The sequence below is a fragment of the Streptomyces sp. NPDC005820 genome, assembly GCF_040630255.1.
In the GTDB taxonomy this organism is placed as follows: domain Bacteria; phylum Actinomycetota; class Actinomycetes; order Streptomycetales; family Streptomycetaceae; genus Streptomyces.
This window is the reverse complement of the sequence record NZ_JBEXXE010000009.1, coordinates 203,115-216,505: the sequence shown is the minus strand read 5'-3', so window position 1 is coordinate 216,505 and position 13,391 is coordinate 203,115. Positions and strand designations below refer to the sequence as shown.

10 protein-coding genes and 1 pseudogene are annotated in these 13,391 nt (G+C 71.3%); 1 reads left to right on the top strand and 10 read right to left on the bottom strand.

Features of this window, described 5'->3' with window-relative positions; genetic code table 11:
* Positions 1-28: 28 nt before the first annotated feature.
* A complete protein-coding gene (locus ABZ464_RS13715; RefSeq protein ID WP_359275478.1) occupies positions 29-1,594 on the bottom strand; it encodes an NAD(P)/FAD-dependent oxidoreductase in 1,566 nt (521 codons plus the stop codon).
* 49 nt (positions 1,595-1,643) lie between these two features.
* On the opposite strand from ABZ464_RS13715, the gene ABZ464_RS13710 reads away from it, so the two are divergent.
* Positions 1,644-2,477: an NUDIX domain-containing protein gene (locus ABZ464_RS13710; protein ID WP_359275476.1), complete on the top strand. Its 834-nt coding sequence runs from the start codon at positions 1,644-1,646 to the stop codon at positions 2,475-2,477.
* Positions 2,478-2,750: 273 nt separating this feature from the next.
* Here the strand turns inward: ABZ464_RS13710 and ABZ464_RS13705 are convergent, their stop codons facing one another.
* The 9 genes and pseudogenes from ABZ464_RS13705 to ABZ464_RS13665 all read right to left on the bottom strand — a co-directional run bounded on the left by ABZ464_RS13705 (position 2,751) and on the right by ABZ464_RS13665 (position 13,234).
* Positions 2,751-5,057 (bottom strand): tetratricopeptide repeat protein, encoded by a 2,307-nt coding sequence (locus tag ABZ464_RS13705; protein ID WP_359275473.1) that lies wholly within the window; start codon positions 5,055-5,057, stop codon positions 2,751-2,753.
* 56 nt (positions 5,058-5,113) lie between these two features.
* A pseudogene (locus ABZ464_RS13700) lies at positions 5,114-5,671 on the bottom strand (oxygenase MpaB family protein); the annotation flags it as partial.
* A 230-nt stretch (positions 5,672-5,901) separates the two neighbouring features.
* Positions 5,902-6,582, bottom strand: coding sequence for a DsbA family oxidoreductase (locus tag ABZ464_RS13695; RefSeq protein ID WP_359275471.1), 681 nt, complete (start codon positions 6,580-6,582; stop codon positions 5,902-5,904).
* Entirely contained in the window at positions 6,582-6,749 is a 168-nt protein-coding gene (locus tag ABZ464_RS13690; RefSeq protein WP_359275468.1) for a hypothetical protein, read from the bottom strand. Before ABZ464_RS13690 ends, ABZ464_RS13695 begins: the two co-directional genes overlap by 1 nt.
* Positions 6,750-6,776: 27 nt before the next feature.
* Positions 6,777-7,517 (bottom strand): SDR family NAD(P)-dependent oxidoreductase, encoded by a 741-nt coding sequence (locus tag ABZ464_RS13685; RefSeq protein WP_359275465.1) that lies wholly within the window; start codon positions 7,515-7,517, stop codon positions 6,777-6,779.
* A gap of 114 nt (positions 7,518-7,631) precedes the next feature.
* Positions 7,632-9,947 carry a glycoside hydrolase family 3 N-terminal domain-containing protein gene (locus ABZ464_RS13680; RefSeq protein ID WP_359275462.1) on the bottom strand — a complete coding sequence of 772 codons (2,316 nt, stop codon included), beginning with the start codon at positions 9,945-9,947 and terminating at the stop codon, positions 7,632-7,634.
* A gap of 234 nt (positions 9,948-10,181) precedes the next feature.
* The gene (locus ABZ464_RS13675) at positions 10,182-11,000 is read right to left on the bottom strand and encodes a carbohydrate ABC transporter permease (RefSeq protein ID WP_359275459.1); all 819 of its coding nucleotides are present in this window, start codon (positions 10,998-11,000) and stop codon (positions 10,182-10,184) included.
* Entirely contained in the window at positions 10,997-11,866 is an 870-nt protein-coding gene (locus tag ABZ464_RS13670) for a sugar ABC transporter permease (protein WP_359275616.1), read from the bottom strand. The genes ABZ464_RS13675 and ABZ464_RS13670 overlap by 4 nt, the downstream gene beginning before the upstream one ends.
* Before the next feature lie 84 nt (positions 11,867-11,950).
* On the bottom strand, positions 11,951-13,234 hold the full coding sequence (locus tag ABZ464_RS13665; RefSeq protein WP_359275456.1) for an extracellular solute-binding protein: 1,284 nt from the start codon (positions 13,232-13,234) through the stop codon (positions 11,951-11,953).
* Positions 13,235-13,391: the final 157 nt, after the last annotated feature.

The following is a 13,391-nucleotide window of genomic DNA, read 5'->3' as shown; positions in this document are numbered from 1 at the left end:
CCGTCAGATTTATGGGTGGCGGCGGGCTTTACCGGTCGGCCTCCAGGACCGCCATCGCCGCGTTGTGCCCCGGCACTCCGCTCACCCCTCCCCCACGGACCGCGCCCGCGCCGCACAGCAGGACGTTGGCGTGCGGGGTCTCCACGCCCCAGCGGCCGGTGCCCTCGTCCGCGTACGGCCAGGACAGGTCGCGATGGAAGATGTTGCCGCCGGGCAGCCCGAGGTCGCGTTCCAGGTCGAGCGGGGTCTTCGCCTCGATGCAGGGGCGCCCGTCGGCGTCCGGGGCAAGACAGTCGGCGAGCGGTTCGGCGAGGTGGGCGTCGAGCTGGGCGAGGGTGGCCTTGAGGAGTTCCTCGCGCACGGCGTCGTTGTCGCGGGCGAACAGCCGGGCCGGGGTGTGCAGGCCGAACAGGGTCAGGGTCTGGTAGCCCTGTGCGACCAGATCGGGGCCGAGGATCGACGGGTCGGTCAGGGAGTGGCAGTAGATCTCGGACGGCGGGGCGGTGGGCAGCTCCCCGGCGGCGGCCTCGGCGTGGGCGGTGGCGAGCTGCTCGTACCCCTCGGCGATGTGGAAGGTTCCGGCGAACGCCTCGCGCGGGTCGACGGAGCCGTCCCGTAGCCGGGGCAGCCGCTTGAGCAGCATGTTCACCTTGAGCTGGGCACCCTCGGCGGGGGCGGGCGGCGTGTCGCCGGTGAGCGCGGCGAGGGCCTGCGGGGAGGCGCCCACCAGGACGTGCCGGGCGGTGGTGACGCCCTCGCCGTCGGCGGTGCGCCAGGTGACCTCGGCGCTACGGCCGTCGGTGGCGATACGGACGGCCTCGTGACCGGTGGCGATGACAGCGCCCGCGTCGCGTGCGGCGGCGGCCAGGGCGTCGGTGAGGGCGCCCATGCCGCCGACGGGCACGTCCCAGGCTCCGGTGCCGCCGCCGATGACGTGGTAGAGGAAGCAGCGGTTCTGCTTGAGGGAAGGGTCGTGGGCGTCGGCGAAGGTGCCGATGAGGGCGTCGGTGAGGACCACGCCCCGTACGAGGTCGTCGGTGAAGTTCGCCTCCACGCCGACCCCGATCGGCTCCTCGAACAGCGTGCGCCAGGCCTCCTCGTCGTCGACGCGGCGGCGCAGCTCGTCCCGGGTGGGCAGGGGTTCGGTGAGCGTGGGGAAGACCCGCTGGGCGACCCGCCCGGTCATGCCGTAGAAGCGCTGCCAGGACGCGTACTCGCGCTCGCCGCCGGTCAGCCGCGCGAAGGCCTCCCGGGTGCGGTCCTCTCCGCCGCCCACGAGAAGTCCCGTGGGCCGTCCGCCGCGCTCGACGGGGGTGTACGAGGAGATGGTGCGCCCTTGGACGCGGAAGCGCAGGCCGAGGTCCTTCACGATCTTCTGCGGGAGCAGGCTGACCAGGTAGGAGTAGCGCGACAGCCGGGCGTCGACGCCGGTGAAGGGGCGGGTGGAGACGGCGGCGCCGCCGGTGTCGCCGAGCCGTTCCAGCACCAGCACGGACCGTCCGGCCCGGGCCAGGTAGGCGGCGGCGACCAGGCCGTTGTGTCCGCCGCCGACGACTACGGCGTCGTAGGTGTGGTGTCCCTCGTGAGCAGGCATGGTTCTTCGTAACACGATCTACGCCGGGTTGGATACGAGGGGGGATCCCATGGACACCGAGCCGAGCCAGACGGCCGCGCTCCTGGTCAACGAGCGGGGGCAGTACCTGCTGCATCTGCGGGACGCGTACAAGGCGATCTGGGATCCGGGCGCCTGGTCGCTGCCCGGCGGGGCGCGGGAGGGGGACGAGACGCCGGAGGAGGCGGTCGCGCGGGAGCTGATGGAGGAGACCGGACTGGTGATCGAGGGGATGACCCGGTTCACGGTCACCAACGACACCACGGTCTTCCTGGGCCGTTGGGACGGCGACCCGTCACGGATCCCGGTCGGCGAGGGCATCATGTTCGCCTTCTTCGACGCGGCGACGGTCCGGCATCTCGTGATGGCGCCGTGGGCGGCCGAGGTGCTGGCCCTGCATCGGGGCGACGGGAGCGTGCCGGTGCGGCGGGAGGCCCCGCACGTCGTGGGCGTCCATCTCTATCTGGAGCGGGACGGCAAGATCCTGCTGGGGCTGCGCCATCCGGACGCGGCCTTCGCGTCCCTGACCCACCATTTCCTGGCCGGGCACTGCGAACAGGAGTCGGCCGTGGCCTGTCTGGTGCGGGAGGCCAGGGAGGAGGCGGGGCTGGAGATCGACCCGGCGGACGTGGAGCTGGTGCACACCGTCCACATCGACAACGGCTTCCGCCGACGACCCCGGATCCAGCTCGTGTTCCGGGCCCACCACTGGGGCGGCGAACCGCGCCTGCTGGAACCGGACAAGTGCCTCGGCTGGGACTGGTGGCCCCTGGACGCACTCCCGGAGCCGATGGTCGACTACGCACGAGCGGCGATCGCCGGCATCCGGGCCGGCCGCCCGTACACGGAGCTGGGCTGGGAGTGAGCCGGGCGGGGGCGCGGCTGCCGTGAGGAGAGCCGGGCTGGGAGTGAGCCGGCGTGAGGCTCCTCCGCCGACGGGCGAGGCAGGCCGGCACTGAGCCGGGCATAAGGCTCGTCCGCCGACTTGAGAGCTGCGCTGGGAGTGAGCCGGGGGTGGGGCGTCGTCGCGGACTGGGAAGGCGGGCTCGCGACGAGCCGCGTGTGGGCCGTTGCCGTCAAGAGAAGCGGGCTCGCGCTGAGGCGGGACCAGGGCGTCGTCGTGAGGTGGTGTGTCCGCTCACGCGCCGCCCGGCGCCCGCCTCTCCCGGAGTGCCGCCACCCTGCGGTACAGGGCCACCGCGTCCCGGCCGCGGCCGAGGCGTTCCAGGCAGTGGGCCTCCTCGCCGCGGATCGCGAGGGTGTCGGGGTGGCCGGCGCCCAGGAGGCGCTCGCGGGTGGCGGCCACCCGGCGGTACTCCGTCAGGGCGTCGGCCCAGCGGCCCAGCCAGCCCAGGCAGACGGCCACCTCGCGCCGGCTGACCAGGGTGTCCGGGTGGTCGGCGCCGAGGACGCGCTCGCGGATCGCGCAGACGTCGCGGGACTCCGCTAGGGCCTCCTCCCAGTGGCCGAGGCGGCCCAGGTTGACGCCGAGGCCGTGCCGGGCGCGCAGGGTCTCGGGGTGGGCGTCGCCGTGCACCCGGGTGCGGTCGTCGACGAGGCCCCGGTAGAGCCGGAGCGCCTCGGTGCTGCGGCCGAGGCGGCCCAGGCTGATGCCGGTCTCGTAGCGGGCGGCGAGGGTGTCGGGGTGGTCGGGGCCGAGTGCTCGGGCGCGGGCGTCGGCGACCTCGCGGTAGGTCTGGAGCGCTTCCGCCCAGCGGCCCGACTGACCGAGCACATAGGCCACTTCGTAGCGGGTGAGGAGGGTGTCCGGGTGGTCCGCGCCCAGGACGCGGGCCCGCGCGGCGGCCACCTCGCACGCCATGCGGTACGACTCCTCCAGCCGGCCGAGCCTGCTCAGGTTGAAGGCGAGGTTGTGGCGGCAGCGCAGGGTGTCGGGGTGGTCGGGGCCCGCCGTGCGCTCCCGTGCGGCGAGGACCGAGGTGTAGAGCTGATGGGCGTCCAGGTGCCGGCCCAGCAGGCCGAGCGCGTAGGCCGTCTCCTGGCGGGTGGCGAGGGTGTCGGGATGGTCGGCGCCCAGGATCAGGGTGCGGGCGGCGGCCACCTGCTGGTATTCACGGACGGCGTCGGCGGCCCGGCCGGTGCGGCTGAGCGTGACGGCGACCTCGTAGCGGCTGGCGAGCGTGTCGGGATGGTCGGGGCCGAGCAGGTGGGCGCGTTCGGCGGCGACCGCGCGGTGCACCTCCCCGGCCTCGGTCCAGCGGCCGAGCCGGCCGAGGCTGAGACCGGCGGTGTGGCGCGCGGCGAGCACGGCGAGCGTGTGCGGGGACGGGGCGTCCGGCTCGGGCGGCGCCTGCACCGTGCCGAGGGCCGGGCGGGGGATCCACTCCCCGGTCAGGGCCGCTGCGGCGTCCGGGCGCGCCGGGAGCAGTGAGGCGCCGGTCGCCCGGTGGCCGGTGGTCATACCGCGGGTCCAGCCCGGCAGCGGCGCCCCCACGGGCGGCCCGGCGAGCTCGGGGCCGTTGGTCTCCGGCCCGGCGAGCTCCAGGCCGATGGTCTCCGGCCCGGCGCACTCGGGCCGCAGGGGGCCGAGGGGTTCGGCCGGGCGGGTGACGAGGGTGGGGACGTACGGCGGTGTGGTACGGCCCTCGGTGATCCTGCGGCCCAGCTCGCTCGCGTCGTGCGGGCGTTGTCCGGGCCGTTTGGCGAGCAGGTCGAGGATGATCCGGTCGAGGTAGTCGGGCAGGTCCCGGCGCTGTTCGCGGGCCGGCCGGGGCGGGGTGTCGCGGTGGCCGATCAGGATCGCCCAGGGGTCGCCGAGGTCGAACGGCGGTGCCCCGGTGGCGAGTTCGTACAGGACACAGCCCAGCGAGTACAGATCGCTGCGCCGGTCGACCTCGTCGCCGCCGATCTGTTCCGGGGACATGTAGTGCGGGGTGCCCAGGGCGATGCCGGTGCCGGTGAGTTTGGCGGTGACGCCGATGTCGTGGCCGAGGCGGGCGATGCCGAAGTCGCAGATCTTCACGGTGCCGTCGGTGAGGCGCACGATGTTCGCCGGTTTGAGGTCGCGGTGCACGATGCCCTGCCGGTGGGTGTAGGCGAGGGCGGCGGCGACCTGTTCGGCGATGTCCACGACGTCCGGGACGGGCAGGGGCCGGCGCTCGTTGTCGTCGAGCAGCCGGCACAGGTTGCGGCCGTCCAGGAGCTCCATGACGAGGAAGAGCACGCCCTCGGACTCGCCGAAGTCGTGGACGACGGTGATCCCGCGGTGCTGGAGCCCCGCGGCCACCCGGGCCTCACGGCGGAACCGCTCGCGCAGCACCCGTGAGAAGGCCGGATCGTGGTGCGGGCCGGGCGGCTTGAGGCACTTCACGGCGACCAGCCGGCCCAGCGACTCGTCGCGCGAGCGCCACACCTCCCCCATGCCGCCGCGCCCGATGAGTTCCAGCAGCCGGTAACGGCCCTGGATCAGCCTGCTCTCCGTCATGGTGAACCGCCGCCCCCGTACTGTCCGGCCCCGCCCGGCCCGTCCAGTATGGCGTCCTATAGCGGGACTTTGTACGGTGCAGGACGGGTCTGCGGGCCGAGTCTCGCCATGGCCCGCAGGATGTGTTTGGGCGGGAGCTGCCAGCGCAGACGTGCGGGGATGCAGCGCAACAGGGCACCCGTGGCGCGCAGTTCCCGGGTGACGGTGGCGGGTCGTGGCCCGGGTCTGCCGTACAACTCGTGGGCGTACGGCGGCAGAGAGGCGTACGCGAGATGCGCCACGCGCCGCCACAGCAGTGCGCGCGCCGGGACGAGCAGGGGGTGGGTGGGCGGGCTGCGCAGGAAGTCGTCCACGGCCATGGCGTCGGCTCCGGCGGCGAGTTCGGGCCGTACCTTCTCGAAGTAGGCGGCCATCTCCGCCCGGTCGGCGGGCACGTCGAGGGGATCGAGGCCCACCAGCCGGGCGCTGACCCGGTGTTCGCGGACGTACCGGTCGGCGGCGGCGTCGGTGAGGGGGTAGCCGGAGCGGCGCAGGACGTGCAGATAGGAGTCGATCTCGGCGCAGTGCACCCACAGCAGCAGCTCGGGTTCGTCGACCGGGTAGCGCTCGCCGGTGTGAACAGCCCCGGATCACCCGTCACTCCCGCACCTCGTCCTCCTGCGGCTACGTCCCACAGGGCATCCCCGACCACGACGTCACCCCTGGATCGTTCCCGGAACGCCGCCGGGCCATGCGTTCGAAGGCGGGTGCGCGATCCGCTGTTCTTTGGCGAAGCCTGGTCAGTACCGACCGCCGTACCGGGGTGCGCCGAACCGTCGGCGGCGAAACGGGGTGTCAACTGCTCTCACGCGCTCTTGGTGAACTTGCCCTTCCAGGCGATGTCGAGAGCTTGCAGGAACGCCTCGACCGGCTGTGCGCCGGACACCGCGTACTGACCGTCGAAGACGAAGAACGGGACTCCGGTGACGCCGAGTTGCCCGGCGTGCCGTATATCGGCGTCCACCTCGGCGTCGAACGCGCCGCGGTCCAAGGCATCGCGGGCGGCACTCGGGTCGAGGCCGATCTCAGCGGCCAGGCCGGCGAGGACATCGTGGTCGCCGACGTTGAGTCCGTCGGTGAAGTAGGCGCGGAAGAGCCGCTGGACCATGTCGTGCTGACGGTCCTGGCTCTCGGCGAAGTGGATCAGCCGGTGGGCTGCGCGGGTGTTGGTCGCGATGGCGGAGTCGAGCCGGAACTCCAGCCCGATCTGCGCCGCGCGGGCGGCGACCTGGGCATTCATCGCCTTGGCCTGCGCCTTGGGGAAACCGCGCTCCTTCGAAAGGAGTTCGTTGAGGTCGACGGCGTGGTCGGTCGGCAGATGCGGCATCAGCTGGAAGCTGCGGTAGCGGATCTCGACGTCGGAACCGTGCGGAGACTTCTCCAGGGCCTGCGCGAGCAGAGTGTCGCCGATGTAGCAGAACGGGCACATGATGTCGCTCCACACATCGACGACGAGCCGGCCGTCCGGGTGCTGGCTCGCGCTCATCAGGAGCACTCCCCGTCCACCGTGCAGACGCCGGGGGACTCGTCCGACACGATCGTCACGAGTGCGGGACGCACCCCGGCCGCCTCGATCCGGTCGCCTGGACCGGGTATGCGCCGGGCGCCCGTGTCATCCGCCTGCGCGGAGACGGTGCTTTGCGTTGATGTCATGTTCGGTATGCCTCTTTCCGAAGAGTGCTACGCGGCGGTCTGCGGGGTCAGCGTCTCGGGGTGGAACTGCTCGACGCGGTCCCGCTTCACATACATGTCCCAGTAGTGGGCGGCGAGTTCGTCCGGGTCGACGACCGGGAACCGGGCGCTGTCGGCCGCCTCGGCATCGACCTGGGCCGCGGCGGCCTCGCCCATCTCGCTGCCGGTGATCGAGGCCCCGATGGTGAGGGTGCCGGCGTAGACCCCCTTGTCGGCCAGTTCGGCGTTGAGGGAGTACAGGTAGTTGCGGGCGGCGGCCATCACCGGGCCCACACCGCTGAGGTGCGGGAACGGCTGCGCCGCCGAATAGCCGTGGGTCAGCAGGAAGGCGCCGTCGCCGCGCTCGGTCCACTCCGGCAGCACGGCCTGAACGACCTCGACCGGAGTGAGCAGCAGCAGCGGCAGCAGGCCCTCCAGTGTCGCCGCGTTCACCTGAGCCGCCGGGGTGAAGCCCTGGTCGCCACTGATCGGCCCGTATTCGACGACATCGATCCGGCCGAAGCGACCCCGGACCGCCTCGACGAGGGCGGACGCCTCCGTGGGCCTCGACAGGTCCGCGGAAAAAGCGGCCGCCTCGATGCCCTCGGCGGCGAGCTTCTCGACGAGGGCCTCCAGCCGCTCCTTGCGCCGGGCCACCAGGGCCACCCGGAACCCCTCCCGCCCGAAGCGACGGGCCACGGACACACCGAGACCGGTACCGGCGCCGAAGACGGCGATCACTTTGGACATGGAGCGCTCCTTGCCGGGAGATCTTGACCCATGGGTCAACTTGCGCTCTCGACAGTAGCATGCATTTTGACGGAGGCCTCAAGTTACTGTCGGGCGGGCCGCTCGCAGCCGAGGTCAGCCCGGGAGCACCGTGACGGGCGTGGTCATGGTGCGGGTGTGGTCGACGATGCGCTCGTCTCCTTGCAGGGTCGCTCGGACGGGGACGCCGGGGTCACCCGCCGACTGGGCGACGGTGAGTGCGAGGTCACCGGGCTCGACACGCCGGCGCAGGTCCCTCCCGGTGAAGCTGGTCATGTCCGCGTGCACCCGGAACTCGATGACACGGGTTTCACCGGCGGCGAGGTCGACGCGGGCGAACCCGATGAGCTGACGGACGGGGCGGGTCACCGAGGCGACCGGGTCGGTGAGGTAGAGCTGGGGGACGCAGGTGCCTGCCCGGTCGCCGGTGTTGGACACCCTCGCCCGTACCGTGATCGTCGCGTCGACGGGCACAGCGGCGCCGTCGACGGATACGGCGTCGATCTCGAAGGTCGTGTACGACAGGCCGTGCCCGAACGGAAAGGCGGGCGTGGGGTCGATGTTGCTCACGCCGTCGCTCTTGAGCGCCAGCGGAGGCGCGAGGTACGTGCCCGGCTGGCCCGCCTCGTCGCCCGGGATCTGGACGGGGAGGCGCCCGGAGGGGTTGATCCGCCCGGAGAGAACGCCGGCGACGGCCCCCGCGCCTTCCTCTCCGGGGAAGAAAGCCTGCAGGGCGGCGTCGGCTCGCCGTGCCTGTCGCCCGACCGCGTAAGGGCGGCCGGAGAGGACGACGAGGACGGCTCGGTCAGCCGCCTCGAGGACGGCGTCCACCAGTTCTTCCTGCACTCCCGGGAGCGTCAGTGCGCCGACGTCGCAGCCCTCGCCGGAGGTCCCCTCGCCGAACATGCCGGAGCGGTCACCGACGACGAGGACCGTCACGTCGGCCGCCGACGCCGCAGCGACCGCGGCGGCGATGCCACTGCGGTCGTCCCCGGTGACCGGGCAGCCGACCTCATGGCGTACGTCGGTGTCGGGGAACTCCCGCCGAAGGGCGTCGAGCACGGTGGGCGCGTCGATACCCAAGGAGGTGTCGGGGTGGTGGGGCAGGACGTGATTGGGGAACGAGTAGCAGCCGAACAGGCATCGGACGTCGTCGGCGACGGGGCCGATCACGGCGATGGAGCGTGCGCCGGCGAGTGGCAGCAGGTCGGAGTGGTTGTCGAGCAGGACGACGGACTCCTCGGCCAGTGCGCGGGCGACAGTGCGGTTGCGGGGCGAGTCGAAGTCCGCCGGGACGGTGTACCGCCCGGGGGTCCAGTCGGGGTCGAGCAGGCCGAGTTCGGCCTTCTGCGTCAGTACCCGCAGCACCGCCCGGTCGAGAAGGCCGGCAAGGACGCCGTCGTCCAGGAGCGCTTTGCCGTAGGCGGTGGTGTGCGGCAGTTCGACGTCGATCCCGGCCTGGAGAGCCGAGCGGGCCGCGTCGGGGACGTCGGCCGCGACGTGGTGCAGGGAGGCGAGGAACGCGATCGCCCAGTAGTCGGACACCACCGTGCCCTCGAAACCCCACGTGTCGCGCAGCAGCCCGGTCAGAAGCTCCTCGTTGGCGCCACAGGGCACTCCGTCGATGTCGTTGTACGCGTTCATCACCGAGCCGACGCGACCGTGCACCACCGCCTTCTCGAACGGGACGAGGATCAGGTCCGCGAGTTCGCGGGGACCGACGGCGGCGGGGGCGTGGTTGCGGGCGGCCCGGGAGGCGGAGTAGCCGGCGAAGTGCTTCAGCGTGGCGATGACACCGGCCGACTGCAGACCCTGCACGTAGGCCAGGCCGAGTTCCGAGACCAGGTACGGATCCTCGCCCAGGGTCTCCTCCACCCGGCCCCATCGGTAGTCCCGTACCACGTCCAGGACGGGGGCGAGGCCCTGGTGGACGCCGACAGCCGCCATGTCCGAGCCGATGGCCGCCGCCATGCGGTGGACGAGGCCGGGGTTCCAGGTGGCGGCCCATGCGAGCGGCGTGGGGTAGACCGTGGCCTGCCAGGCGTTGAGTCCCGTCAGACACTCCTCGTGGGCGATGGCCGGGATGCCGAAGCGGTTGGCCGCCGTCACCCGCTCCTGGAACTCCGCCAGGCGCGTGCGGCCCGCCTCGGGGTCGACCGGGGCCGTGCCGAACACCCGGGTCAGATGACCGAGACCGTCGACGATCGCTTCTTCGAAGGTCTCGGCGCCGCGGAAGGTGTCCTGCATCGGGGCCACGTCTGCGGACGCCTCGTGGCCGGGCCACGTACTGCCGAGTTGTGCGATCTTCTCGGCGTCGGTCATGGCGTCGAGGAGGGCCCGCGCGCGGACGGACGCCGGCAGGGCGGGATCGTTCCACGGCCCGGTTGTCGGGCGCTCGTCGCTGATCGTCAAGGTGGCATCCGTTTCTGTTGCGGGCGCGCGCGAGCCGCGCGGGTGATCGGGAGAAGTCGAAGAAGCCCTGCCGTCCAGGGCGGGAAGTCGGGCCCGGACACCGGTCCGGCGGTCGAGGGCAGGCGGACGCGCCGGACAGCGCCAAGGGGAGGTGGGTGATCGGCGCATGCCGGCGCCCGGGCCCCGCATCGGGTGGCGTCCCGCCTCGGCGGACCCGGCAGGACGCCCGTACCGTCATTTCCCGCCGGCGCCCATCAGGCCCGCGACCAGAGCGCGTCGGGCGAAGAGGTAGACGACGAGGATGGGGAAGGCGGACATCAGGACCGCGGCCAGCAGGGCCGGGACGTCGGCGCCGTACTCGGAGACGAAGTTGTACAGGCCCAGCGTCACCAGCTTGGTGTCGTTCGACTGGGTCATGATCAGCGGGAACAGGAAGCCGTTCCACGCCTGCAGGGCGGTGAACACAGCCGTGGTCGAGATGGCGGACTTCGACATCGGGACGACCAGTGTGAGAAGGGTGCGGGCCGGGCTCGCGCCGTCCAGGGCCATCGCCTCGTACAGTTCGCCGGAGATGTCCCGCATCCCGCCGCTGAGGACCAGCACGCTCACCGGCAGCGCGAACGCGGCGGTGGGCAGGATGATCCCCCACAGGGTGTCGTAGAAGCCGAGGTCGTTGACGATCAGGAACAGGGGGATGATCACTGCCTGGGAGGGGATCGCCAGACCCAGGAGAAACAGGCGGAACACACCCCTGCTGAGCCGGCCCCGGCCGCGTACGACGGCGTAGCTGACCGGGATCGCCAATGCGAGCACTATGGCGACGGTGGCCGCCGCCACGACGACGGTGTTCCAGATGTACTGCGGGAAGCCGCTGTCCAGGACCGTGCGGAAGTTCTCGAGTGTCACCGCGGACGGGATCGAGACCGGGCCCTTGTCGGTGTACGTCGTCTGCGGTTGCACCGCCGTGTTCACCAGCGCGTACAGCGGGACGCCGATGATCAGGAGCCAGACGAATGCGGCAACGCCGGCCGCGTAGTTGGGGCGCGTTCTCACAGCCCCTCCAGGGTGCTCGTCATCTTGTCGTAGCCGCTCAGCTTGGTGAGGAGGACCGAGGCAGCGGTGGCGAGCAGGAGCAGGAAGCTCGCGATGGCGCTGGCGTAGCCGTAGTCGTAGGTCCGGAAGGCGCTCTGGTACATCGAGAACGGCAGGATCGAGGTGTCGGTGCCGGGGCCGCCGTTGGTCAGCAGCAGGACGATGTCGAAGGCCGTGAGACCGCCGACGACCATGAAGATGCTCGAGGTGATCATCGTGTTGCGCAGTTGCGGCAGCGTGATGTGGAAGAACTGCCGCACCCTCCCCGCGCCGTCGATCGCGGCCGCCTGGTACAGCGTCTGCGGGACGGCTCGGGCGGCACCCTGGTAGAGCAGGCTGTGGAAGGGAACGAACTGCCAGCTGGTCACGAGGACCAGGCAGACGATCGCGCCTGTCTGTGTGCCGAGGGGGTTGGTGTCGCCCGGGAAGAGCCGGCCGAGTGTCGAGGGCAGGCCGAAGTTCGGGTCCAGCAGTTGGCGCCACATGATGGCCGTGGCCGCCGTGGACAGCAGCAGCGGCAGGAAGAAGATCGCGGACAGGACTGCGCGGTTGCGCTGGTAACCGGCCGACCACACGCCGAGCAGGATGCTGATCGGCGCCTGGACCGCGATGTTCCCGACCAGCAGGACCCCCGTCACCGCTGTGGACTGCCAGACCTGGCTGTCGCCGAAGAACCGCGACCAGTTCTCCGCGCCCGTGAACTGCGGGGTGCTCAGCCCGTCCCAGTGGGTGAAGGAGAGGTAGAGCACGCCCGCCATCGGCGCGATGGCGAAGACGACGAAGAACAGCAGCCCGGGCACCGCCCAGGCCACGCCGGGCCGCTCCAGGGTGGGCGGAGTGGCCCGGTCACGTACCCGGTGCCTGCGCAGGGGCCGCGAAGTCGTTGCGGAGACCACGTGGACTTGCCTTCCTTACTTCTTGATCGCCAGGACCGCGCCGACGAACTGCTCCGGCGAGCTCTGTCCGTTGAACAGCTTCTGGATCTCGGTCAGCAGCGGGGTACCGAGCGTGAGGCCGAGGGCCTGGTCCCAGGACTGGGTGAAGGCCGGAGCCTTCTCCACGAGGTCGTACTGGAACTTCGCGTACGCCGGGTCGGGCGCCTTGGCGAGCAGCTTCTCGGCATTGACGGTGACCGGCACCTCGCCCTTCTCTATCAGCCCCTGGACGTAGGCGTCGCTGTAGGCGGTCTTGAGGAACTCGGCCGCGGTGTCCTTGGCGGCGGCGGTGGTCACCGAGATGTAGTTGGTGGGGTTGCCGACGACGTTGCCGGTGTCGCCCTTGCCGCCCTCGACGCTCGGGAAGGGCACGTACCCCAGGTCGTTCTTCGCGAAGTCGGGGGCCTCGCTCTGCTGGGTCGCGTACTCCCACGAGCCCATCAGGACCATCGCCGCCTTGCCCTTGTTGAGCAGGGTCGAGGTACCGCCGGGGCCGTAGTTCACCGAACCGAAGTTCTTGCCGAAGGCGCCGCTGTCCACCAGTTCCTTGATCATCTGTGCGGTCCTGAGGACGGCCGGGTCCTTCCACTGCGACCAGTCGCCGTTCTGGATCCTCTCGAAGAGCACCGGACCCGCGAGACGGTCGACGAGGTACTCGACCCACATCAGCTCGGTCCAGGAGGAGCTGGCGCTGCCCGCGAGCGCGAACGGTGTGATGCCCTTCTTCTTGAACACCTTCACCAGGTCGGTCAGCTCGGCGTAGGTCTTGGGGGGCTCGACGCCGGCGTCGGCGAAGACCTTCTTGTTGTAGAAGAGGAACACGGGCTGCGTGCCACGGCACGGGATGCCGACCAGCTTGTCGTCGACCTTGCCGGCGGCCAGTGCGGAGGGCAGGAAATGCGTCCCCAGCATTCCGTCGAGCTCCACGAGCTTGCCCGCCTTGACGTAGTCGTCGAGGCTGCCGCCACCCCAGCTGAAGAACATCCCGGGCATCTTCGAGGAGCCCATCCCGGTACGGAGCTTGTCCTTGTAACCGTCCGAGGCGATCACGGTCAGGGTGACCTTGCCCTTGCCGGCGGAGTTGAAGGTGTCCACCGCCGCCTTCTGGACCGAGTTGGTCGGGTCCTGCAGCGTCCAGAAGTCCACGGTCCCCGTGGGCGAGGAGGTGGAACTGCCGGACGAGCCGCAGCCGGCCACGGTGACGCTCACCGTGGCAGCCGCCGTGGCACCGAGGAACCACCGTCGGGACACTCTGTTCATCGTTGAACACCTTTCGATTCGGCAGGATCCCCGTCGCGGGTGAGCTGCACCCGGCAGGCCGTCCCGGGCCCGTCCGCGCGGAGGGATGTGAGTCGATGGCCATGACCGTCAGGTGCTGTCGCGCAAGGGTTGCGTACCGTTGCTCCTGCGGTTGCTC

What these genes read in the sequence shown, in the direction of transcription:
- ABZ464_RS13715 (WP_359275478.1), bottom strand. Translation starts at nt 1,594, where the DNA reads ATGCCTGCTCACGAGGGACACCACACCTACGACGCCGTAGTCGTCGGC.
- ABZ464_RS13710 (WP_359275476.1), top strand. Translation starts at nt 1,644, where the DNA reads ATGGACACCGAGCCGAGCCAGACGGCCGCGCTCCTGGTCAACGAGCGG.
- ABZ464_RS13705 (WP_359275473.1), bottom strand. Translation starts at nt 5,057, where the DNA reads ATGACGGAGAGCAGGCTGATCCAGGGCCGTTACCGGCTGCTGGAACTC.
- ABZ464_RS13695 (WP_359275471.1), bottom strand. Translation starts at nt 6,582, where the DNA reads ATGAGCGCGAGCCAGCACCCGGACGGCCGGCTCGTCGTCGATGTGTGG.
- ABZ464_RS13690 (WP_359275468.1), bottom strand. Translation starts at nt 6,749, where the DNA reads ATGACATCAACGCAAAGCACCGTCTCCGCGCAGGCGGATGACACGGGC.
- ABZ464_RS13685 (WP_359275465.1), bottom strand. Translation starts at nt 7,517, where the DNA reads ATGTCCAAAGTGATCGCCGTCTTCGGCGCCGGTACCGGTCTCGGTGTG.
- ABZ464_RS13665 (WP_359275456.1), bottom strand. Translation starts at nt 13,234, where the DNA reads ATGAACAGAGTGTCCCGACGGTGGTTCCTCGGTGCCACGGCGGCTGCC.